This is a genomic window from Oscillatoria nigro-viridis PCC 7112 (assembly GCF_000317475.1).
GTDB classification, from domain to species: domain Bacteria; phylum Cyanobacteriota; class Cyanobacteriia; order Cyanobacteriales; family Microcoleaceae; genus Microcoleus; species Microcoleus nigroviridis.
The window spans coordinates 1,963,513-1,986,668 of record NC_019729.1 but is presented as its reverse complement, the minus strand read 5'-3'; the positions used below and the strand labels follow the sequence as shown (position 1 = coordinate 1,986,668).

17 protein-coding genes are annotated in these 23,156 nt (G+C 47.8%); 9 read left to right on the top strand and 8 right to left on the bottom strand.

Going from position 1 to position 23,156, the window contains the following annotated elements:
• Nucleotides 1-438: 438 nt before the first annotated feature.
• Genes OSC7112_RS08460 through OSC7112_RS42565 form a run of 3 tightly spaced genes read right to left on the bottom strand, consistent with a single transcriptional unit; the run spans nucleotide 439 to nucleotide 2,949 of the window.
• Entirely contained in the window at nucleotides 439-1,446 is a 1,008-nt protein-coding gene (locus OSC7112_RS08460) for an aldo/keto reductase (protein WP_015175511.1), read from the bottom strand.
• Nucleotides 1,447-1,473: 27 nt separating this feature from the next.
• Nucleotides 1,474-2,526, bottom strand: coding sequence for an NAD(P)-dependent alcohol dehydrogenase (locus tag OSC7112_RS35475; protein ID WP_015175510.1), 1,053 nt, complete (start codon nucleotides 2,524-2,526; stop codon nucleotides 1,474-1,476).
• A gap of 12 nt (nucleotides 2,527-2,538) precedes the next feature.
• Nucleotides 2,539-2,949 carry a (R)-mandelonitrile lyase gene (locus OSC7112_RS42565; protein ID WP_015175509.1) on the bottom strand — a complete coding sequence of 137 codons (411 nt, stop codon included), beginning with the start codon at nucleotides 2,947-2,949 and terminating at the stop codon, nucleotides 2,539-2,541.
• Nucleotides 2,950-3,393: 444 nt separating this feature from the next.
• On the opposite strand from OSC7112_RS42565, the gene OSC7112_RS08445 reads away from it, so the two are divergent.
• Both OSC7112_RS08445 and OSC7112_RS08440 read left to right on the top strand, forming a co-directional pair.
• A complete protein-coding gene (locus OSC7112_RS08445; protein WP_015175507.1) occupies nucleotides 3,394-4,377 on the top strand; it encodes an AraC family transcriptional regulator in 984 nt (327 codons plus the stop codon).
• A gap of 202 nt (nucleotides 4,378-4,579) precedes the next feature.
• Nucleotides 4,580-4,939 carry a hypothetical protein gene (locus OSC7112_RS08440; RefSeq protein ID WP_015175506.1) on the top strand — a complete coding sequence of 120 codons (360 nt, stop codon included), beginning with the start codon at nucleotides 4,580-4,582 and terminating at the stop codon, nucleotides 4,937-4,939.
• 25 nt (nucleotides 4,940-4,964) lie between these two features.
• Here the strand turns inward: OSC7112_RS08440 and OSC7112_RS08435 are convergent, their stop codons facing one another.
• Nucleotides 4,965-5,309 (bottom strand): hypothetical protein, encoded by a 345-nt coding sequence (locus OSC7112_RS08435; protein WP_015175505.1) that lies wholly within the window; start codon nucleotides 5,307-5,309, stop codon nucleotides 4,965-4,967.
• A 94-nt stretch (nucleotides 5,310-5,403) separates the two neighbouring features.
• Nucleotides 5,404-7,935 (bottom strand): vWA domain-containing protein, encoded by a 2,532-nt coding sequence (locus tag OSC7112_RS08430; RefSeq protein WP_015175504.1) that lies wholly within the window; start codon nucleotides 7,933-7,935, stop codon nucleotides 5,404-5,406.
• Between the two features lie 213 nt (nucleotides 7,936-8,148).
• Between OSC7112_RS08430 and OSC7112_RS08425 the strand changes: the two genes are divergently transcribed.
• Both OSC7112_RS08425 and OSC7112_RS08420 read left to right on the top strand, forming a co-directional pair.
• Nucleotides 8,149-9,135, top strand: a complete 987-nt coding sequence (locus tag OSC7112_RS08425; RefSeq protein ID WP_015175503.1) for an AEC family transporter — start codon at nucleotides 8,149-8,151, stop codon at nucleotides 9,133-9,135.
• A 162-nt stretch (nucleotides 9,136-9,297) separates the two neighbouring features.
• Nucleotides 9,298-14,742 (top strand): trifunctional serine/threonine-protein kinase/ATP-binding protein/sensor histidine kinase, encoded by a 5,445-nt coding sequence (locus OSC7112_RS08420; protein ID WP_015175502.1) that lies wholly within the window; start codon nucleotides 9,298-9,300, stop codon nucleotides 14,740-14,742.
• Between the two features lie 276 nt (nucleotides 14,743-15,018).
• Here the strand turns inward: OSC7112_RS08420 and OSC7112_RS39520 are convergent, their stop codons facing one another.
• On the bottom strand, nucleotides 15,019-15,189 hold the full coding sequence (locus tag OSC7112_RS39520; protein WP_190274351.1) for a hypothetical protein: 171 nt from the start codon (nucleotides 15,187-15,189) through the stop codon (nucleotides 15,019-15,021).
• Nucleotides 15,190-15,282: 93 nt separating this feature from the next.
• Between OSC7112_RS39520 and OSC7112_RS41690 the strand changes: the two genes are divergently transcribed.
• Nucleotides 15,283-16,917 carry a calcium-binding protein gene (locus OSC7112_RS41690; RefSeq protein ID WP_015175501.1) on the top strand — a complete coding sequence of 545 codons (1,635 nt, stop codon included), beginning with the start codon at nucleotides 15,283-15,285 and terminating at the stop codon, nucleotides 16,915-16,917.
• Nucleotides 16,918-16,984: 67 nt separating this feature from the next.
• On the opposite strand, the gene OSC7112_RS08410 is transcribed toward OSC7112_RS41690, so the two are convergent.
• Nucleotides 16,985-17,347 (bottom strand): hypothetical protein, encoded by a 363-nt coding sequence (locus tag OSC7112_RS08410; protein WP_015175500.1) that lies wholly within the window; start codon nucleotides 17,345-17,347, stop codon nucleotides 16,985-16,987.
• A 401-nt stretch (nucleotides 17,348-17,748) separates the two neighbouring features.
• Between OSC7112_RS08410 and OSC7112_RS08405 the strand changes: the two genes are divergently transcribed.
• Complete coding sequence (locus OSC7112_RS08405; RefSeq protein ID WP_015175499.1) at nucleotides 17,749-18,591, top strand: photosystem II manganese-stabilizing polypeptide; 843 nt, start codon at nucleotides 17,749-17,751, stop codon at nucleotides 18,589-18,591.
• Between the two features lie 463 nt (nucleotides 18,592-19,054).
• Nucleotides 19,055-19,828, top strand: a complete 774-nt coding sequence (locus OSC7112_RS08400) for an RNA polymerase sigma factor SigF (protein WP_015175498.1) — start codon at nucleotides 19,055-19,057, stop codon at nucleotides 19,826-19,828.
• Between the two features lie 141 nt (nucleotides 19,829-19,969).
• Here the strand turns inward: OSC7112_RS08400 and OSC7112_RS08395 are convergent, their stop codons facing one another.
• On the bottom strand, nucleotides 19,970-21,136 hold the full coding sequence (locus OSC7112_RS08395; protein ID WP_015175497.1) for a pyridoxal phosphate-dependent aminotransferase: 1,167 nt from the start codon (nucleotides 21,134-21,136) through the stop codon (nucleotides 19,970-19,972).
• A gap of 237 nt (nucleotides 21,137-21,373) precedes the next feature.
• On the opposite strand from OSC7112_RS08395, the gene OSC7112_RS08390 reads away from it, so the two are divergent.
• Together OSC7112_RS08390 and OSC7112_RS08385 are read left to right on the top strand one after the other, a co-directional pair.
• Nucleotides 21,374-21,886, top strand: a complete 513-nt coding sequence (locus OSC7112_RS08390; protein WP_015175496.1) for an adenine phosphoribosyltransferase — start codon at nucleotides 21,374-21,376, stop codon at nucleotides 21,884-21,886.
• A 224-nt stretch (nucleotides 21,887-22,110) separates the two neighbouring features.
• Nucleotides 22,111-23,151 carry an ABC transporter permease gene (locus tag OSC7112_RS08385; protein ID WP_015175495.1) on the top strand — a complete coding sequence of 347 codons (1,041 nt, stop codon included), beginning with the start codon at nucleotides 22,111-22,113 and terminating at the stop codon, nucleotides 23,149-23,151.
• Nucleotides 23,152-23,156 lie beyond the last annotated feature (5 nt).

Genomic DNA, 23,156 nt, shown 5'->3' with positions numbered 1-23,156 from the left:
ATATCTTGGTGAACCCGCCCCTACAGGAATCATGGTTAATTGACCGGACATGATATGATCGGGGGTCTTGGAGGGTGAGAAAGAGGTATAGGAACAAGACGGAATAAGGGTTACAGCCTGTATACCCTGTTGATAAAAGCGACGTTGATTACGAGTTAAATTCATTAACTATTGTACAGATTCAGAATATTTATCCAAATAATTCACCCACTGCTCTCCATCTTGCGCCAACGCCAAAGGTACTCCGTCTGCGGTATTTTTCGATCGGTTCTTTAGGCGGAACTTCCCCGCTTTGGCAGGGCGTTCCGCTTAATCAGGTCTTGTTCACCGCTGACCTTTTCCATCCACTCGTCGGTATTGCCGCAGCAGTCGTTTGTCTCGCCTATGTAGTCTGCTATCCTGACCGTAATGTCAACGAGAGAACGTATTCTTCGCCGCTCAGCGACCGGTCATTTGCTCCAGTTTTTCGGGATATCGATCGCCTTGCACCGCTATCTTGGAGGCGGCGTCATCGATGTCACGCAGATCGTCGGGCGTGAGTTCGACTGAGACTGCCCCGATGTTTTCGTCCAAGCGATGCAGCTTTGTTGTGCCTGGAATCGGAACAATCCACGGCTTCTGCGCTAGCAGCCAGGCGATCGCAATTTGAGCTGCTGTCGCCTGCTTCCGTTCTGCAATACTGCCGAGCAGATTAATCAGGGCTTGATTCGCCTTAAGGGCTTCCGGCGTGAAGCGAGGCAGAGTGCTGCGGAAGTCGGAACTGTCGAAGGTCGTGCTTTCGTCCATCTTACCAGTGAGAAAGCCCCTGCCCAGCGGGCTGTACGGAACAAACCCGATGCCAAGTTCCTCAAGAGTCGGTATCACTTCCTTTTCAGGAGTCCTCGTCCACAGAGAGTATTCGCTCTGGAGAGCAGTCACGGGCACAACCGCGTGGGCGCGCCGAATCGTTTTCACGCCTGCTTCAGATAGTCCGAAGTGCTTAACCTTGCCTTCCTGAATCAGTTCCTTCACTGTTCCTGCCACGTCTTCGATCGCCACGTTCGGATCGACCCGGTGCTGATAGAGTAGGTCGATCGCCTCAACTTTGAGCCGCTTGAGCGATCCCTCCACGGCTTCCTTGATATGCTTCGGTTGGCTGTTCAGTCCGGGTGAACCTTTCATGCCGCGAGGATCGGAATTCGGACTGATGCCGAACCCAAATTTGGTGGCGATGACGACCCGGTTGCGGAAGGGAGCGAGGGCTTGACCCACAAGCTCTTCGTTTAAGTACGGGCCGTAGACTTCGGCAGTGTCAAAGAATGTTATGCCGCGATCGACCGCAGCCCCCAAAAGAGCAGTCATCTCCTGTTTGTCTTTGGGCGGGCCGTAGGAAAAGCTCATTCCCATGCAGCCGAGCCCGATCGCCGAGACTTCCAGATTACTATTTCCAAGTTTGCGCGTTTGCATGATGACTCCTTCGAGGTTCCACCTGGGTTATTCAGATTTCAGAGATGCCATATCAATTACGAAGCGGTACTTCACATCGGACTTGAGCAGTCTTTCGTAAGCTTCGTTGACTTTTTGGATGGGGATGACTTCAACATCGGCGGTGATGTTATGTTCGCCGCAGAAGTCGAGCATCTCCTGGGTTTCCGCGATGCCACCGATGCTAGAGCCGGAGAGACTGCGGCGGCCCACGATCAGGCTGAAGGCCGAGACTTCCAGGGGATTCTCCGGTGCGCCGACAAGGGTGATGTTGCCATCGAGGCGAAGCAGGTTGAGATAGGCGTTGATGTCGTGATTGGCGGAAACGGTGTCGAGGATGAAGTCGAAGCTGCCAGCGTGCTTCTGCATCTCGTCGGCATTGCGAGAGACCACTACTTCATCAGCACCGAGGCGCAGAGCATCTTCCGTCTTATCGGGCGAGGTGGTGAAGACAACGACGCGGGCACCGAACGCACGGGCGAACTTCACACCCATGTGGCCCAGCCCGCCAAGACCGACTACGCCGACCTTCTTGCCCTTAGTGACGCCCCAGTGGCGCAGGGGCGAGTAGGTGGTGATCCCGGCGCAGAGGAGCGGCGCAACCCCGGCGAGATCGAGGTTATCTGGAACGCGCAGAACGAAGCGTTCATCGACGACGATGCTGTCGGAATAGCCACCATAGGTAACCGGAGCGGTCTTGTGCTGGTCTGGGGAGTTGTAGGTGAGGGTCAGGTTCGGGCAGAACTGTTCAAGATTAGCTTTGCACTGGGGACAGGTTCCATCCGAATCAACCATGCAGCCGACTCCTGCCAGATCGCCAGGCTTGTACTTCGTCACTGCCGAGCCAACCTGGGTGACACGACCCACCATCTCGTGACCGGGGACGATCGGGTAGACCGCGCCGCCCCACTCGTTACGCACTGAATGGAGGTCGGAGTGGCAGATGCCGCAGAAGAGGATTTCGATCTGTACGTCGCGATCGGTTGGATCGCGCCGCGCGATCGTGTCGGAGGCTAGCGGTGATGTTGCACTGGCTGCGGAATAAGCTTTCGTGTTGTACATAAATTGATGCTCCTATTGGTTTACTTTTGGTGTCTGGTATTGTTCGTCGCTGACCTGTTCCATCCAGTCCACGGTTTTGCCGTCGAGCTGTTCCACAATGGCGATGTGCGTCATAGCCGTGGTGACCGTGGCACCGTGCCAGTGCTTCTGGCCCGGCGCGAACCCGATCGCGTCCCCTGGCCGAATTTGCTCGATCGCTCCGCCCCAGCGCTGTGCGAGACCGCAGCCAGCCCTCACGATCGGGGTTTGTCCCAACGGGTGCGTGTGCCTGGGTGTCCGATCACCAGGCTCGAACGTGACACTGGCACCAAGTGTGCGTGCTCGATCGTGCGCCTCGAACAGGGGGTCAATGCGGACAGTGGCGGTAAAATACTCAGCCGATCCTTTGGCGGAAGGATGTGAGCCACTTCGTTTAATCTCCATTTCTTAATTCCTTCACTTGATGCCATTTCGGTGGCTGTCCTAATCGTAGAAATTGAACACTTATCGCTTCGGGAGCATCTCAATGAAAGCAGCCCAGCTAGAAATAGGAGTTAGGAGTCAGGAGTCAGAAGCCAGGAGAAAAGAGTCAGAAGTCAGAAGTCAGGAGCGAGAATCAGTGTTTTTACAAATATGAGATGCTCCCTATCGCTTCTCTATCAATAGGGATGGATTTTTTAAGAAGCAAGGTTAGCTTTGATGGCATTTTGGTTGTCACTCAGCAGATTTCTTGCCCAATCAAAACAGAGTTTTCTGCTGCATAAAAGTCCAGAATGCTTACAATTCGCCGGAACTATTTTTCATTGCTTTAGCCTCATTCTAAGAATCCTCAAGGGCAAGCAATAGAACGATCGTCTAAGATTGTTGTACAATCCTGCAAACTTAGAAATGAACGCTGCCAAAACGAGTGAAAAGTCCGCTATGGAGTTAATGAACGACCAGCAGGCAAAGCGCTTTGCAGATAGAGCGCAAGCCCACAGAGACGAACTGACTGAGCGGATTGCACAGGCGATCCGTCATGATGGGACGATCGAGCCGCTCAAAGGATTGCACTTCAATCGCTCCTCCTCACCGTCGGAATGCGTTCACAGTGTCTCTCTCCCTGCCTTTTGTGCGATCGCTCAGGGCAGCAAAGAAGTCCTTCTGGGCTGCGATCGCTATCAGTACGACCCTTTGCATTATTTGCTGGCGACGATCGAACTGCCGATTGCCAGCCAAATTCTGGAAGCGTCGGAGGCGCAACCGTACCTGAGCCTTCGCCTCGATCTCGACCCCACAGTTGTCGGTTCAGTCATGATTGAGGCGGGCGATCCCTCACCACAAAGGGGTGCCAATGTAAAAGCGATCGACGTAAGCCCGTTGGATGCAAATCTTTTGGACGCTGTGGTGCGGCTCGTCAGGCTTCTAGATTCCCCTGCAGAAGCTAAGGTTCTGGCACCGCTGATTAAGCGAGAAATCATTTACCGACTGCTGATGGGAGAGCAAGGTAGTCGGCTGCGTCATATTGCAGTTCTGGGTGGCTCTACCCACCAAATTGCTAGAGCAGTCGATCGACTTCGTAAAGACTTTAACCAGCCGCTTCGGATTGAAAGCATCGCACGAGAGCTTGGAATGAGTGTATCGAGCTTCCACCATCACTTCAAGTCTGTCACTGCCATGAGTCCCTTGCAGTTCCAGAAGCAACTGCGGCTCCAGGAAGCTCGCCGTCTGATGCTGGGGCACAACCTTGACGCTACCAGTGCTGCTTACCGCGTGGGCTATGACGATTCGTCGCACTTCAACCGAGAGTACAAGCGGCTCTTTGGTATACCGCCGATGCGCGATGTGGAGCGGCTGCGAGAAGCTGCTAGGGAGATTGCTGGTTCAACATGAGCTCCTCAAGATGCCCTAATCAGGCCAGAAATCCCTAAAACATTCAAAAGCGGTTAGCGGAAGCGATTAACAAAGTTTATGTGGAAATTGAGTATATTACCAGTGGGCGGATGACGGCTAAGACTGTGGAAGATGAAGATGAGGAAATTCCTTTTTAAGTAATAGAATATCACTTTGGTATAAGTGAGGATATACTGAAAGTATGAGTAAAACAACTTGGAATATCCTCGGTATCCTCACCATCTTGGCAGGGATTTCCTTCTTCATGTTGATACCAGAAAAATTTGCAGTCTTACCTCCCGATCAGCGCCCTAAATTTATTGAAGGTTGTGTTTTGCTTGGGGGAGTGCTTGGTGTGATTGTCGGTATCTGTTTCTTTCCCAAATCTCGTCCTATAACCTTGCGAATTTTGGGAGCGATCGGTATAGCGGCTTGCGTGTTTAATCTTATAGACGGCGCTCAGAGAGGTAACTTTTCTCAATTTCCCGTCACTCTCGCCTTCTGGCTACCAGGATCGATTTATCTGGTGGTTAAAGGTCAGTTAGGACCAGTTCAGGGGTGACAACACCTCTGAAGTGCGATCGCTACTAACCTTGTTCTTCCAAATACTCTGCAACTGCTTGCAAGTCTTCCACTCCTCGGTTTAAGCGGTTGATCGTAGCTTCCCCAATCTCAGTATCAAAATTGAGTTTAGGATTTTGCAAAGCTAACTCTTGAATTGCCTCTAACCATAGTGAAAGCGGTACATGACGAACAGCTTCCCGTAACCCCATATTTGCCAATACTGCAAGATAAAAACCTGTGAAGTCTTGCCATCCATAATTATAGAAACCATGCCATAGTTCTAGCTTTTCAGGCGTGTAGGCTTCGTATTGATCGAAGGTTATTGGTGTGGGATCTAGTTGGGGTTGTGGCAGTGGTGGTTTATCCATATTTTTTGTCTTGTAATATTACCATCGACTAGATGTGGCAGTTCATTTCAATCACCCATATTGAACCAAGGTGGGCCAATGCCCACCCTAATTCCTACTTCCCTACCGTGAAATACTCATTCTTAGCATACACGCTAATAATGCAGTCGCCGACTTCAAAAAACATCCCCTCTTGCTCATCTTTAGAAAGTTGCAAGTGGCCGTATTTAGAATTAATTTCCTCAGCAGTCGCCGCTTTTGCCTCCATTTCATCCGGGATCAGTCCGGTAGAACCGATATAGAAAACCAGCGGTGAAACTTTTTCCCCGTACACTTTTTCCGCATAAGCTTCCAGTCGCTCGTTGGCATTAGCTAAAGCAGCGACAAACTCCTCTCGCTTGACATCTTCTCCCTGCCATTTCGCTTGCAAAAGGCGCAGCAAACTATCTGCACCCACTTTGGCTAAAGTAGCGCTAACAATTCCGTTATCCTCCAACCCCAAAAACTCATCGAAAATCAGTTTCATCAAGTCGTCAACTTTGGTGATTTTGGTTCGGGATGACAGCGTTTTGTGTGCGAAGACAACAGGCTCATCTAAGGTGATGTCAAATGTCGGTTTTGCTAGCTTTTCGCCCGTGTTTTTGTGGTAAACTTCATAAAGGCGATCGAGAAATTTGTTGGCCGAGTGCAATTTGCCGAAGTTGAGGATGTTTTTGCTGCCGATGTCGATTTTATAGCTGACTCGCGAATCTACTGAACCGTTGGCGATCGCACTTTTTAAATCTGTGTATTCCGTCGTCGTCGGAAAGTTGATGTAAAGGCTTTTTGACAGATAATGCTGTTTCAATTCTTCCAATTGTTCCGCAGTGTAAGCCTCGGATTCTTCCTTCAAATGAGCCGAGAGAATGCTGGAGAGAATTTTGATTTCTGCGAGTTCCTCAAACACTCCGTCAAGGCTGCCGTAACGCCCGTCAAAAGGCACGAGGGGCAAATCCTCTAACTTAATATCGTACTCTGAACGGAAGTCAAATTCTTGCACGGGCGAACCGTCTTTTTCCAGGACACCGCATTTTTTGAGCAAATCAAACACTGGTTTGCTGCTGATTTTGGTTCGCAGCGACTTAATATTAACTTCGCCGTCGCTGACAATGGTATAATTGTTGAAAGTATTGAGGTCTGTAACTAGAATTCCCGCCACTTCTGCGATTAAAGTTTCATCCTCAACTTTTACCAGCTTAGCTTTTCGGGTAATCAGCATATTGATGGTAGCGGTATTTTGATTGATGGCAAATGAACCCATTTGCACGTATTCGCCACCATCTAAGAATTCAGTTTTCAGCCAAGGCTTGACAAGGTTGCCGTTTTCGTCTCGCTTTCCTTCAATTCGCTTCAAACCTTTTCGCTGATAATTTTCTTGCAAGTGTTTCAAGTTGATGATGATGCTGTTGCTGTTTTCCTCCAATATCTCGATTAACTCCAGCAGGGAAATTTTATCGCTGACTTTTACCCGATCGCCAATTTCATGATTTTTCAACACATCAGGCGCAAAAACAGCCTGTTCCAAATCTTCCGTAAACTCCGCTATTTGGGCATTTGTCAAAGCTTTTGCGTGTTTTTCCGTCAAAGTAGCGTCGAAGGTACTCGCCAGCGCATACTTAGCCGTATTTAAATTGCCGTCAGCGAGGTTAGCTTTCGCAAAAGCAAACACCGACTCATCAGTTTGAGCAACGGGAACATCTAGTTTGTCATACTCATCTTTGGCGACTTTCTGATATTTGTAAAACAGTCCGCGATCGTCTGCTTTCAGCCCGCAGATTTTCAGCGTGCTCGATGAACCGTTGATTTTCTTGCCGCTTTGGGAAACAAAAACTTGATAATCGTATTCCTTAATTAACGGTTCTTCCAGCGGAGGTGCAACGGAACTGCCTAACAGTTTTGTGCTGTCGTAAAGAGCATCGTAAACCATTTTGACTTCGCCAGCGCGGATGCAATTTCCCGATAATGTGTTGGCGATTTTGGAAAGAAGTTTGAAGTCAGCCGAGGCATAGGATATCGTGTTGGCAAACACATCCATGTCTTTGAGTTCTTCGCAAATTTCCCCTAGTTTTGCAGCTTCGGAATTGGCGCTGGGGTCATTTGCATAGCCGTCTGTGTGCAAATTGATCGCTGTCATTTCTCCCGCTTTTACCAGAGATTTAGCGAGTTGCATCGACTGCGATATGCAGGTACAGCCAGCCGTGTGGATTTTTTGAATTTCTTTGATGTATTGAGAGTCAAACTTCAGCACTTCTTGAATGGAAATTCGCTGGAAATGACAAATTACGTCCCCCTTATCAGCATAGGAAATCAGGCTGACAATTAGCTGGTAATTGTTGTATTCGTCTAAGGTCAAAAGCTTGATTAGGGTTTCTTTGAGCGGTTCTAAGTCATAATACATTGAGCCGGAACGGTCGATGATGATGATGCTGTGAGCGACGGATTTTTCTGGGATATCGCCTGGTGTTCTTTCTAAATTAATGCGATCGACTAGATAGAATGCCTTTGCGTTGCCGGCAAAATTGTAGAGGGTAAATTTGGTGCGATTATTGGAGGCTGCTTGGCTGCTGGAACTTTTGACTTGAGATGATTGTTTTGCTTGCCGTGCCATAGTTTTCACGTATGTTGACTTATTCCTCAACTTTATGATTACACGCGCTTCTGTGGATGTCAAGGCCTGTGTGGAAAATTATCTGCGAAGCTGAATAAGCATTAATATTTAGGGCTGCGGTGGCAGGGAAAACTGCGGCGCTAGGCTAAAGGTGGGCTTTTTTGGCAAAAGTAGGATATCTGCATAAGTCGTTTAGTAAATATTTAGTCAATCATGGTTTATTTAGAAAATCCGCTGCTCAAACTTTATCTAAATACGATCGGATGGGTGGCGTTGGGATTTTTTATCGGCCGCCTGCTACCGAGAAGCTATTCTACATATTTAGCCAAGTTTCTTTTCTTTTTTGGCACGCCATTGAGCATTGTTGCTTTTATCCGCAGCGCCAATTTGTCTGGCGCTATTTGGATGGCGCCGCTGATAGCTTGGGCGGCAATTCTAGCAGGTGGAGGACTCGCTGGGATTTTGATAAATTTCGGTGTCGGCGACGAACGTTTCAAGACTCTTAATCCGATCGCCCAAAATAGCCCGGAACACACCAGCGCTTGGAGTTTGCCCAGTCGAGGCAGCTTCTTATTGGCAGCGATGGTTGGTAATACGGGTTTTTTAGGCATTCCCGTCACCTTGTCCTTATTGGGATCGGAACACTTTGCCTGGGCGTTGTTTTACGACTTGCTAGGCACTACCGTGGCCATCAATGTACTGGGAGTTGCTATTGCTTCTCACTGCGGTAAAAGCGATCGGCGTCAGAGTTGGTTGGGTTCCCTGCGGGCAATTTTTCTGAACCCGGCACTGTGGGCTTTTGGTCTAGGATTTGTCTCGCGAAGCTGGCCGCTGTCGGCACAAATCGCAGAATTTTTAACAACAGGTGCTTGGACTGTAATTACTTTATCTTTAATTACGATCGGGATGCAGTTGAGCAAGTTGAATTCCTTGCACAACCTCAAACAAGTTTTAGCTTGTCTGGCGATTAAAATGCTGTTAGTTCCTTTGGTAATTGGCACGGGATTAACGTTTTTGGGGATCGCGGGCGCGCCGCGACTTGTGCTAGTGCTGCAAATGGCGATGCCTCCTGCTTTTGGTACTACATTGCTGGCAGAAGCTTTCAATCTCGATCGCGAATTAGCCGTAACTGCGATCGGCATGGGCTGCCTTAGTTTATTATTCACTATTCCCCTATGGATGAGGCTATTTAATTTTTAAATAAAATTGGATTGGTTTATTTTAAAAAAACCATTTTTTAGTGATATAAATCACAAGTCTCATGCGGTCATATTAATTATATTTAACTATCACAGGATTTGGAAACTATCTTCCCTTTTGTTAAGCTACAAATAGCCCGCCCATAAGCCGGATAATAAAAATATGAAAACTCAAAATTTTACATTGACAGGTTATCAAATTCTCGATCGCATTTACTCAGGAACTCGCACCCTAGTTTATCGAGCTTTCCGCACTGGCGACAAACAGCCCGTCGCCATCAAAGTCTTGCGGAACGAGTATCCCAGCTTCAGCGAACTGCTGCAATTTCGCAATCAGTACACGATCGCCAAAAACCTCAACTTGCCCGGAATCATCGAAACCTACAGTTTGGAACCCTACCAAAACAGCTATGCACTGGTAATGGAAGACTTTGGGGGAATTTCTCTGAACGAATGGACGGAAAAAGGGGAAACTCGGCCTTCTCTGAAGGAGTTTTTGGAAGTGGCGATCGACCTGAGCAATACATTAGATATACTCTACCGCCACCGGATAATTCACAAAGACATTAAACCAGCGAATATTTTAATTAATCCGCATACAAAACACGTCAAACTCATTGACTTTAGTATTGCATCCTTGCTGCCCAGGGAAACTCAAACCCTGATGAATCCTAACGTGCTCGAAGGCACACTCGGCTATTTGTCTCCCGAACAAACGGGAAGGATGAATCGGGGGATTGACTACCGAACAGACTTTTACTCTTTGGGCGTGACTTTTTACGGATTGCTGGCGGGACAGTTGCCGTTTCAATCCAACGATGCGATGGAATTGGTACACTGTCATATTGCCAAGCAACCGCCATCACTGCATGAAATCAACCCCGCAATCCCGCCCGTACTTTCGGAGATTGTCAGCAAATTAATGGCAAAGAATGCCGAAAACCGGTATCAGAGTGCGTTGGGACTGAAATTCGATTTAGAATTTTGTTTGCAGCAACTTGAAGAAAACGGTAGGATAAAGAGTTTTACGATCGCCCAGAGGGATGTTGGCGATCGCTTCATCATACCAGAGAAACTCTACGGTCGCGAAACTGAAGTTGCCGAATTACTGGCAGCATTCGATCGAGTAGCAGGTTTTTCCCAGCAGGCATCAGAACAGGGTGGAGGCTGTGAGTTAATGTTAGTCGCGGGTTTTTCTGGGATTGGGAAAACTGCAATTGTCAATGAAGTTCACAAACCAATTGCCCGCCAGCGCGGCTATTTCATCAAAGGCAAATTCGACCAATTTAACCGCAACATTCCTTTCTCAGCTTTTGTCCAAGCATTTCGAGATTTAATGGGACAATTGTTGAGCGCCAGTGACCAGCAGTTGAAAAATTGGCAAACTCAAATATTGCAAGCAGTGGGCGATAACGGACAAGTCATTATTGAAGTAATTCCCGAACTAGAAAGAATTATTGGGCCACAACCGCCCGCACTCGAATTATCAGGAACTGCGGCCCAAAATCGGTTTAATTTGCTATTTCAAAACTTTATTAAGGTGTTCACCAAACCAGAACATCCCCTGGTGATATTTTTGGATGACTTGCAGTGGGCTGATTCCGCCTCGCTGCGGTTAATGCAACTGCTGGTTGCCGAGTCAGCAACCGGCTATTTATTAGTAATTGGTGCCTACCGAGATAATGAAGTGTTTGCAGCACATCCGTTGATGCTGACACTGGATGCAATGGTAAAAGCTGGGGCCACGGTGAATACTATTACGCTGGAACCGTTGAGTTCAGAAAGTCTAAATCATTTGGTTGCTGATACGCTCAATTGTACTCTATATTGGGCAAGACCGTTGACTGATTTGATGGCACAAAAAACCCAAGGAAATCCCTTTTTTGCAACGCAGTTTCTCAAAGCACTGCATCAGGATGGTTTGATTGAGTTTGACCGGCAAGCTGGTTATTGGCAGTGCGATCTTGTGCGAGTTCGGGAGGCAGCGCTGACGGATGATGTGGTCGAGTTTATGGCGTTGCAGTTGCAAAAATTGCCGCCTGGGACTCAGAATGTGTTGAAGTTGGCTGCTTGTGTGGGGAATCAGTTTGATTTGGGGACTTTGGCAGTTGTTTCCCAGCAATTGGAAACGGAAACGGCGGCGGATTTGTGGAAGGCTTTGCAAGAGGGTTTAATCCTGCCTGAAAGTGAAATCTACAAGTTTTATATGGGGCGAGAAAGACGGGAGGAGACCGAAAATTCGGAGGTGGTGAATTACAAGTTTTTGCACGATCGCGTTCAGCAAGCTGCCTATTCTTTAATTCCCGAACAAGAGCGATCGCGCGCTCACTATCAGATCGGACAATTGCTGATCCAGCAAATTTCACCCGCAGCTATAGAAGAGCAAATTTTTTCAGTCGTCAATCAGTTGAATTATGGTATTGCGCTGATTGAAGACCAAACAGAACGCGACGATTTGGCACAACTCAACCTCACGGCTTGCCGCAAAGCCAGAGGCGCTACTGCTTATCAAGCTGCTCGCGAGTATGCTGCGATCGGGCTAAATTTGCTGTCCGAGAGCGCTTGGCAACGACAGTACGAGATGACTTTGAACTTGCACGACATAGCAGCAGAAGTGGCTTCACTCTCTGGCGATTTTGACCAGATGGATCGGTGGATTGACACTGCGATCCATCATACCAGAACTCCCCTAGAGCGAGCGAACGTTTACATCGTCAAAATTCAGGCATTATCATCCCAGAACAAGTTTTTAGAAGGAATTGCTATCGGTTTGTTGATTCTCAAAGAATTAGGAGTTGAATTGCCCGATAGCGCTACAGCAGAAGATATTCAGCAAGCAGTGCAGGAAATTAACAGCTCGATCGGCGATCGACCGATTGAAGAGTTATTCGATCTGCCAGCGATAGTGGATGCCCAAAAGCTGGCTGCGATGCAAGTGGCGGCAAGTATTGCGACAGCTTGTTATCTTGTCGGTTCGTCTTTGTTTGCGCTGGTGACTGCCTTACAGGTAAATTTATCTATCCAATACGGCAACAGTCCTACTTCAGCTTATAGCTATAGCTGCTATGGGATGATTCTCAACAACTTTCTACAAGATGCGACGGTAGCCGATCGGTTTGGCCGATTAGCTTATCGTCTTGCCAGTGAGGCGGATGCCAAAAATATTCGCTCTGCAACTTTTACTGCGATAGGAGTCTTGTTGTACCATCGCAAATCGCATTTGCGGGAGACCCTCCCCATTCTTCAGGCAGGCTATCAAGCCGGATTAGAAACAGGCCATTTAGAGTTTGTCGGGCATAATGGGCATGGATTTTGTCTAAATTCCTACTGGTGCGGTCAACCTTTGGCAGAACTCGAACCCCAAATTCGGGCATACCGCCAGCAATTACTCGACCTCAACCAACTAACGACGGCAAATTATTGTTCGGTTTTGTGGGAAGCAACGCTGTTTTTATTGGGTAATCCAAACAAGTTTGAGATTTCCTTTGAACAGGAAGGCTATGATGAGAAGCTGGTTTCTCAGTCGCTTGCCTCTAACGATTTTTACCGACTCTGCAGCTTTTATCTGTACAGGGCGACGTTGAGATTCCTGCTGGGAGACATTGCTCGGGCCGCAGTAGATGTCGATCGAGCAAGACAGTATATAGCGGGAAGTGCAGGAACTACTTCCGAAGCTGGTTTATATTTCTATGACTCACTCATCGCCCTTGCCACTCCTGAGTCCGAGACGGAGTTAGAAACGCAGCGGCAACGAGTTCAGGAAAATCAAAGGAAGTTGCAGCATTGGGCAGAACACGCCCCCATGAATTATTTGCATAAGTGGCAGTTGGTAGAAGCAGAGAAATACCGAGTTGCCAGGCAGAGGGCAGAAGCTATTGAAATGTACGATCGCGCCATTTCTGGATCGAAAGAAAACGAATACATCCAAGAAGAAGCCCTCGCTAACGAACTAGCAGCTAAATTCTACCTCGACTGGGGCAAAGAAAAAGTGGCGCAAGCTTATATGGAAGAAGCCTACTACTGTTATGCTCGCTGGGGTGCGAAAGCCAAAATTGATGACTTAGAAAAACGCTATACCCAACTTCTTGCTCCCATATTGCAGGCAAGAGAAAATCGTTTTGGAATCAGCGAAACCCGCCTCCACACAATCAATAAATCGTCAGTTTTACATCAAACCTGGCACGCAACTCTATCTAGCAGCAGCAGTATTTACGAAGCCCTCGATTTCGCGACTATTCTCAAAGCCTCCCAAACTCTATCGAGTGAAATTGAATTAGAAAAATTACTGGCTGCACTGATGTGTGTGGTGATAGAAAATGCCGGGGCAAAAAAAGCTGTTCTGCTGTTGCTTAAGGATGGGAATCTCGCCATCGAAGCTGTGGCATCCTTCCATCAAGATGTCATCTCAATATCTGTACCGCTGTCAGCCAGCGACGAGTTTCCCCCTGCTGTGGTCAACTATGTTAAGCGGACTTGGAAAACTGTCGTTTTGGATAATGCAGCAGTACAAAACGATTTTATTGCCGATCGGTATTTGATGCAGAAAAAGCCCAAAAGTGTGCTGTGCGCGCCGATGTTAAATCAGGGTAAGTTAATCGGGTTGCTCTACCTAGAAAATAACTTAACAATTGGTGCATTTACAGAAGATCGTACTGATGTCATCCAACTTTTGTGCGCCCAAGCGGCTATCTCTATAGAAAATGCTCGATTGTACCAACAATCTCAAGCTTATGCACAAGAATTAGAGCGATCGCTCCTCGATTTGCAGCAAGCACAGTTACAGATCGTGCAAAGCGAAAAAATGTCCGCCTTGGGCAATTTAGTAGCGGGAGTTGCCCACGAAATTAATAATCCTGTAGGCTTTATTAGCGGCAATATTGAGGAAGCAACTACCACGATCAAAGATGTGATTGGTCACTTAAAATTATATCAAGAAAAACTACCAGATCCCGGCGATGAAATCGAACAAGATGCTGAGGATATTGATTTAGAGTATGCCTTAGAAGATTTGCCAAAGATGCTGTTGTCGATGAAAGTGGGGTGCGATCGCATTCGCGCCATTAGCACCAGCCTCCGCACCTTCTCCAGAGCCGATAAAGACTACAAAGTTCCGTTTAATATCCATGAGGGCATTGACAGCACCATCTTAATTTTGAAACACCGGCTGAAAGCCAACGAACACCATCCCGCGATCGAAGTCGTCACAGACTACGGCAATCTCCCCCCAATCGAATGCTTTCCCGGTCAACTGAACCAAGTCTTTATGAACCTGCTTGCTAACGCGATCGATGCCCTAGAAGAATCAAACCAAGGACGCAGTTTGGAGGATCTTAAAGCAAATCCACACCGTATCACTGTTCGTACCAGTCTGTCGGGCGATCGGCATATCAAAATTCAGATTGCCGATAACGGTGCGGGCATGACAGAAGCCGTGAAAGAACGGATTTTTGACCATTTGTTCACAACGAAGGCAGTAGGAAAAGGCACGGGGTTAGGATTGGCGATCGCCCGCCAGATTGTAGTCGAAACCCACGGCGGAACAATTAATGTGAATTCTACTTTGGGGGGAGGAAGTGAATTTCAGATAGTGTTACCTATTAGCGAATAAAAGTTGACTGTTGACTGTTGACTGTTGACTGTTGACTGTGAGTCAAAAAAATGAAAATTGCGCTCCTGATTTGTTGGCCTCGGGATTCGACTTTACGCCCGACTCCCGAAGCGCGGATTTGATATCATTCCGGCCTGACTGCCGGAATTGATATGACAGATGACCTAATGATTTGGCTCACGGGTCTACAGTTGCATTCTGTTTTTTAACTGGTATCCGAAGTAAAATTTTGAGGAGGGGCAAGAATGAAAAAGGTTATTCATTTTTTGTTCTTGCTCATTTCGTTTGTCGAGTTTGAATTCCTTGAGTCCGATCGACTAATTTGTATTTGAAAAAATCCAGAATAACTAAATTAGATTGCCGATCGGGCATTATACCAGCCCCGATCGCAACTGCGGACACGGGCAAAACTTTCAGCGCCCCTTCGCCAGAGTGCCAAAATCTCAACTATGCTAACGTAGGCAAGCAGCAATCCCTTGTCACGAAGGCGATTAACATAATTTCAAACAATTTATTTGATTGAGGAGCGGTGTATCCCGTATGGCAAACCTGATCGGCACAGACAGCAACGACTTTATTCTAGGAACTCCGCTGAGCGATCGAATTCGCGGCTTAGATGGCGATGACACGCCCCTGGGTGCGGGAGGAGATGACACCCTAGAGGGCGACGGCGGCAACGACCAGCTTCTGGGAGGTGACGGAGCAGATTCGCTGATTGGCGGTGAAGGAAATGACGAACTCATTGGCAACCAAGGCCGCGATTTTGCTTCCGGCGGGAACGGCGACGACTCGATTCGCGGCGGCTTGGGCAACGACATTCTCGAAGGCAACGACGGGATAGACAGCGTGTTGGGAGACGCCGGGGACGACTTAGTTAGCGGAAACGCAGGCTTTGATGTGATTGCCGGCGGTACTGGCAACGACACCCTCACAGGGAATGACGGCGACGATTCCGTGTTCGGCAATGCTGATGACGACTTTCTCTACGGGAATTCCGGGAACGATTCTCTCAACGGCGGCAGTGGCAGGGATCAACTGTTGGGCGGTGACGGCAACGATTATTTGACCGCCAGCGACGGCGACGACACTTTGTACGGCAATGCCGGCAACGATTCGCTCTTCGGAGACGCTGGTAATGACCAGATATTCGGCGGCAAGGCTGACGATACAGTTTTTGGCGGCACAGGTTCTGATACCCTTCGCGGCGATGAAGGCGACGACTCGGTACTGGGAGATGAAGGTAACGACTTCCTGTTTGGCGGCAAAGGTAATGATGGTATCGACGGCGGTTTTGGCGATGACTCCTTGGCCGGAGGTATCGGCGACGATACGATTTTGGGAGGTTTCGGCAATGACAATTTATTTGGGGCAGAAGGTAATGATTCTTTAATCGGAGGCGAGGGTTCGGATACTCTGACTGGCGGCAGCGGCAGCGATGTGTTTGGATTGGGAGCCGGGCCTGGCAGTTTGGTTTTAATTACTGATTACAATGACGCAGAGGATTTCTTTGGACTGCCGAGCAATTTATCTTTCGCTCAACTGCAAGTTCGGCAAGGTAACGGTGCAAATGTCAGGGATACAGTAATTACGACGCTCGACGGCAAGCTTTTAGCAATTTTGACCGACACTCCGGCGGGGCTGATCGAGGCGAATGATTTTATCACGGTGACTGGGACGGTTACTCCCAGGCCAACCACCATTACCACTACAACTACAACTACAGTTACAAGCACAAGTACAGATCCAACTCTCACTCCGACTCCGACTCCGACTCCAACTCCGACTCCAACTCCGACTCCGACTCCGACTCCGACTCCGACTCCAACTCCGACTCCGACTCCGACTCCGACTCCGACTCCGACGCCGACACCGACTCCGACTCCGACTCCGACTCCGACGCCGACACCGACTCCCACAGCAGCACCGACTCCGACTCCCACAGCAGCACCGACACCGACTCCCACAGCAGCACCGACTCCGACGCCGACTGCTTCGAGGATTCCGACTCCGCCGACAGTTAGCGTGCCTGATTCGCCCCTGCTATCAATTAGTTCGATCCCCCCGACGGCGACTCCCAGACTATTGCCAATGCCGGGCCCGACGCCGATATTCCCGACGGCGGTGCCGAACCCGATTCCTTTTCCTACACCTGTTCCTACACCTTTCGGGTTCTAGGTGCGATCGCGCCGCTCAGTGATGAGTTATGAGTTAATGTAAAACTCACTAAACTCATCACTCATAACTATTTAACGTCCTGGGGAGTTTCGGCTGAGTCTTCTGGCGACTCGGCTGGAGAATCTTCTAGGGGAGATAATTGTTGGCTGTACCCCAAGAGCGATCGAAGTTTCATGCGGTGGATGTAAGGCCAGCCGCCATTGGCTTCAATATTCCTGAGCAGTTTGTAAAGTGCTTGGCGGTTGTCGGGAAAAGACGCTTGAAACAAACCGTCCCGAATTTCCCGGTGCGAAGCTTCCAGCCTCCGCAGCAGGGCCAAAAGCAGCAGACTGTCTCCCTGACAACTTTCGGCTAAAGTCCGAATCGCCTCTGTCAGCGATTGCATTTGAGACTGCAACTTTTCTGACTCTAAATCTTTGCCGTTGTCCATACCGCTGCTTCCTTTGAAATCTACAAGGCCTTTGTCCCCAGCCTTTTGGTCAACCGACTAATCGAGTTAGTCGCGATCGCCATTCGGGGTCATAAGCAAAGTAACTTAAGTAGGTTGACTTAAGCAATATTAATTTGCAGTCCAAGTCAGGAAAAGAGCACAACCCGTCGTACCATGTGTATTGGGCTGCGATCGGAACATGATTGAGAAATCATAAGTTCATGCTTATTTTCACGGCGCACTAGCTTGATTTTTTGAGTCAATGCCGGTGTCGGTGAAGCGAGCGATCGGGATCTAAATGCTGCCCTAAGCGCTGGCCTAGCCTGCCGGCGGGCAATTATATTTTGCTCGAAGCAGGGCTTTTTCTTAATATAATCCGATGTTGGAGATTGAGGTTTGCAATGAAATATCGTGCTTTAATTGTTGCACTTTTAGCATTTTGCATGAGTGCGCTGGTTGCTTGTTCTTCGGCTCCTGACACGACGGTGGCGACTACCGAGTTGCTCACCTACGACCAGATTAGAGGTACTGGCTTGGCTAATAACTGCCCTAGCTTAGCAGAAACTTCTCGGGGATCGATCCCCCTCGAAGCGGGCGCCACCTATAAACTGACTGGTTTATGTTTGCAGCCCACAACTTATTTTGTGAAGGAAGAACCAGCAAACAAACGCCAAGAAGCGGAATTTGTGCCTGGTAAATTGCTGACCCGGTTCACGTCGAGCATTGACCAAGTTCAAGGTACGCTCAAGGTCGGTACTGACGGAACTCTAACTTTCACAGAAGAGGACGGCTTGGACTTTCAAGCAATTACGATTCAGTTACCGGGCGGAGAGCAAGTACCTTTCTTGTTTACCATTAAACAGCTAGTGGCAAGTTCCGAACCGGGAGTGGTTGCTATCAATACTTCCACCGATTTGCGAGGGGAGTTTAACGTTCCTTCTTACCGCAGCGCAGGCTTTTTAGACCCTAAAGCTCGCGGGGTAGCGACTGGCTACGACAATGCTGTCGCGCTTCCGGCTTCTGACAATTCCAAACGCGTGCGGGCTAATGTTAAGGTAGCTGACACCCGCACTAAGGCGGGCAAAATTTCTCTCCAAGTTGCTAAAGTCAACAGCGCCACTGGCGAAGTTGGCGGGATTTTTGAGAGCACGCAGCCTTCTGATACTGATTTGGGAGCTAGACCGGCTCTAGACGTGAAAATTCGGGGTTTGTTTTACGCTCGCATTGAGCCTTCTGTATCGTAAAATTGGCTTTCTGGATCGATCGAACTTGAGCAGTTTTTTACCCTAAAGCTACGGCTCGCCATTCATTAGCCAACAGTCTCGAGCAACATAACTTAGGACTGTTGACTAATGACTAAATTTATGATTGAATTGGGATCGTTCCCAAGTTATGAAGTTGGAATTTTTTATTAATTAAAGTATTGTATTCACAGGGCTTTCAGCTTAATAAGATTTTTTTCAAAAAAAATGGTAAAATTGGGGATTGTGCCGAAGGCCTTCTACCTGGTAAAAGTCTGCATTATGCCGAAAACCTTCGGATAATCCCGCTAAATCCGTTCACGTTCCGAAAGCTCAACTGGTGTGTCCGCTATCACACCTATTAAGTGCTAGGATTACACTACCTAAAAGTGAATTTTTTTAGACTAGATTGGAAACTAGATCTAAAGCAACTTCAGTCCTCTGCTCTACCCACCCTTATGCCACCATGTCTACCACACTGCCGAACGAGCTAAAAAGCGAAAATTTGCAATTGTTGCGCGAGTACCAACTTTCTGGATCGAATGAAATCCGCAATCAGTTAGTTAAACAGAATACTGGACTGGTCAGAAAAGAAGTTTATCACTGGATCAACCAGTGCGGTGAAAGCTACGACGATTTGCTGCAAGTCGGGTGTATTGGGTTGATCAGGGCGATCGAGCGGTTTGATATCGCGAAGGGACACGCTTTTAGTTCCTTTGCAATTCCCTACATACGGGGCGAAATTCAACACTACTTGCGGGACAAAAGCCCTTCTGTGCGATTTCCCCGCCACTGGCAGTCCCTGGAACGCAAATCTGTTGCAGCGATCAAGGATTTGCAGGTGCAGTTAAACCGCAAACCTACGGATGCTGAAGTAGCAGCAGTCCTTGAGGTTTCTTTAGAAGAATGGCAAGAAATTAAGTTGGCCCATCTCAACCGATCGCCTCTGAGTTTGGACGCGCCGATGCAAGATGAAGATGAGGGGGCTACTTGTCTGGGAGAATTGGTGCCCGATAGCAAGTATCGGAGTTTTCAGTTGGCGCAAGAGGATCAAATTCGCGTACAGCAAGCTTTGGCTATGTTGGAAAAACGGACTCGCGAGATATTAGAGTTTGTTTTTCTCTACGATTTGACGCAGAAAGAAACGGCTGAACGCTTGGGTATCAGTGCGGTGACAGTTTCTCGGCGAGTTAAGAAGGGGCTGGATTTGCTCAAAGAGATTATGACTAAACAGCTTTAGTGATTAGTCAGTTGTTGGTTGTCAGTTGTCAGTTGTTGGTTGTCAGTTGTGAACAGTTAACAGTCAACCGTTAACAGTTAACAGTTAACAGTGAACCGTTAACAGTCAACAGTCAACAGTCAACAGTCAAAAAACTAATTTTTAGATGCTGCGGACAAATTTATCGAGCCTTTCTACGGCTTTTTTAATTGTGCCTAAATCGGTAGCGTAAGACAACCGAATGTGGTCGTCTGCACCAAAAGCAATCCCCGGAATAACTGCTACTTGCTGCTGTTCTAAGAAAGCGTCGCAAAATTCCAAAGAATTCATTCCAGTCTTGCTGATGTTGACAAACATATAGAAAGCACCATCTGGTTTGATGCAGCTAATTCCAGGGATAGCATCGAGTAATTCAAATATTACCTGACGCCTTTCGGCAAAAGCTAGGCGCATTTTTTCGACAGATTCTTGGCTGCTTTCCAAAGCTGCGATCGCGCCGTACTGTGCAAAGGTACACACGTTTGAGGTACTGTGACCTTGAATGGTGCTGGTGGCTTTGATTAATTCGATCGGCCCGGCCAAATAACCGATTCGCCAGCCTGTCATCGAGTAAGCTTTGGCAAAACCGCTGCTGATCAGGGTGCGATCGAAGATTTCTTTGCCCAGGGAACCGATGCTGACGTGTTGGGCACCGTCATATATAATTTTTTCGTAAATCTCGTCAGCAACGACTAAAATATCTCGATCGACTATCACCTCGGCCAATGCTTTGATTTCCGCCGGAGTATACACCATTCCCGTCGGGTTAGAAGGCGAATTCAGTACAAATAACTTGGTTTTGGGAGTAATCGCTCGACTCAGTTGTTCCGGTGTAATTTTATATCCTGTAGAAGCATCAGTCCGTACAATTACTGGGCTGCCGCTAGCGAGTTTCACCATTTCTGGGTAGCTCAGCCAGTAGGGAGCCGGAATAATTACTTCATCCCCCGGATCGATCAGAGCCATCATCAGATTGTAGAGGGAATGCTTGCCGCCGTTGGTGACGATGATATTTTCAGGTTGATAGTTAAGGTTGTTGTCGGATCGGAGTTTGCGGGCGATCGCAGCTTTTAACTGCGGTTCCCCAGTCACAGGGCCGTACTTAGTCTTCCCCTCGTCTAAAGCTTGTTTTGCCGCTGCTTTAACGTGTTCGGGAGTATCAAAGTCGGGTTCTCCGGTACTCAAACTACAGACATCAATCCCTTCGGCCTTCATGGCTTTAGCCTTAGCTGCGATCGCCAAGGTTATGGAAGGAGAAACCTCACCCACTCGTGCTGCCAATTTAATCATTGGATTTTAGATATTAGATTTTTGATTTTAGATCATAGGGTGACAAATCTTGATATTCAACCCTGTTGTTAGGGAATTATCACATTTGTTTACATATTACGTAAAGGATTAAGCAATTAAAGAATAAAAATTAAAGAAGCTCTTAGTTTTAATTTTTATTTTTTAATTTTTAATTTTTGACGTTATTATTGTACCATTTTTGATGCCTCGTTACCTTCAACCCGGATCTGCAAGCTTATGGATCTCAAATCTCTAATTCGCGACATTCCTGATTTCCCAAAGCCGGGAATTATGTTTCGAGACATTACAACTTTGCTGAGCAACCCGCAAGGGCTCAGCTACACCATTGACAGCTTAGCGGAAAAATGCTCTGCTGTGTCTGCTGACTATGTGGTGGGCATGGAATCGCGGGGCTTCATCTTTGGCGCGCCTTTGGCTTATAAAATGGGAATAGGCTTTATTCCTGTCCGCAAACCGGGGAAACTGCCCGGTGCGGTTCATTTTGCTGAGTACGAGTTGGAATACGGTGTCGATCGACTGGAGATGCACCGAGATGCGATGACATCCGGCAGCCGGGTGCTGATTGTGGACGATTTAATCGCCACTGGCGGAACAGCGGCAGCGACAGCTAAATTGTTGGAGCAAGCTGGCTGCGAGCTTGTCGGTTTTGCTTTTATCATTGAATTGCAGGCTTTGGGCGGCAGGCAGAAATTGCCGGATGTGCCGATCGTCACGCTAGTTGAATATTAGTTAGTTAACTGTTGGCAGTTGACAGTTGACAGTTGACTGCTGACAGTTGAATAAAAACTACTGACAAATAATATCCTTGACCTTTGCATCGGAATTATTCATCTCTCTCTTCTCTTTCTCTGCGCTCTCTGCGTTCTCTGTGGTTAAATCATTCCGATGCAACCGGAATTAATATCATTCACAATTACTCAATCTAAAATCTAAAATCTAAAATCTAAAATCCTATGACTTCTCTTAAGTTAAACCGAAATTGGCGGATGTTGAATTCTCTGTTTGGCAGCGAGACATTTACTTATGTTTTAAAGCGACTGTTACAGGCACTTTTAACCCTATTTTTGGCATCTGCTCTTTGTTTTGCAATTATTGAGCTAGCACCGGGAAATTACTTGGATACTTTGAGCCAAAATCCGAAGATTTCGCCGGAGACACTCAAGCAACTCGAACAGCAGTTCGGCTTAGATAAACCAGCGATTGTGCAGTATTGGCTGTGGCTGCAACAAATTGTAACGCGGGGGAATTTTGGCACGAGTTTTGTGTATCAGCGATCGGTAGCTTCGCTGCTGTGGGAACGGGTACCGGCGACGCTATTGATGGCGATCGCATCTTTGATTGTAACTTGGGCGATCGCCATTCCCTTGGGAATAGTCGCGGCCGTCAATCAAAACCGCACAGTCGATCGAGTTCTGCAAGTAGTCAGCTATACGGGACAGGGATTTCCCAGCTTTATCACAGCGTTGCTGCTGCTCTTTTTTGCTCAGAATACTTCGCCTTTGTTTCCCGTCGGAGGAATGACAAGCATCGACCACGCAGACTTACCTTGGTGGGGTCAAATCCTCGATTACGGCTGGCACTTAATTTTGCCAACAGTCGCCCTCAGCCTTACTGGTTTTGCGGGTTTGCAAAGATTGATGCGCGGGCAATTGTTGGACGTGCTGCGTCAAGATTACATCCGAACAGCGCGGGCGAAAGGTTTGCCGGACGATCGAGTAATTTACGTTCACGCTTTGCGGAATGCTGTTAATCCGTTGATTACGCTGTTGGGTTTTGAGTTTGCTAGTTTGTTGAGCGGTGCGTTTATTGCGGAATTTTTCTTTAATTGGCCGGGTTTGGGAAAGCTGACTTTGGAGGCGGTGAACAATCAAGATTTGTATTTAGTAATGGCAAGTTTGATGATGGGTGCCACCATGTTGATTGTGGGGAATTTGTTGGCAGATTTGCTTCTGAAAGCTGTCGATCCTCGGATTAAGCTGGAAGATTTGAAGTGATAGAA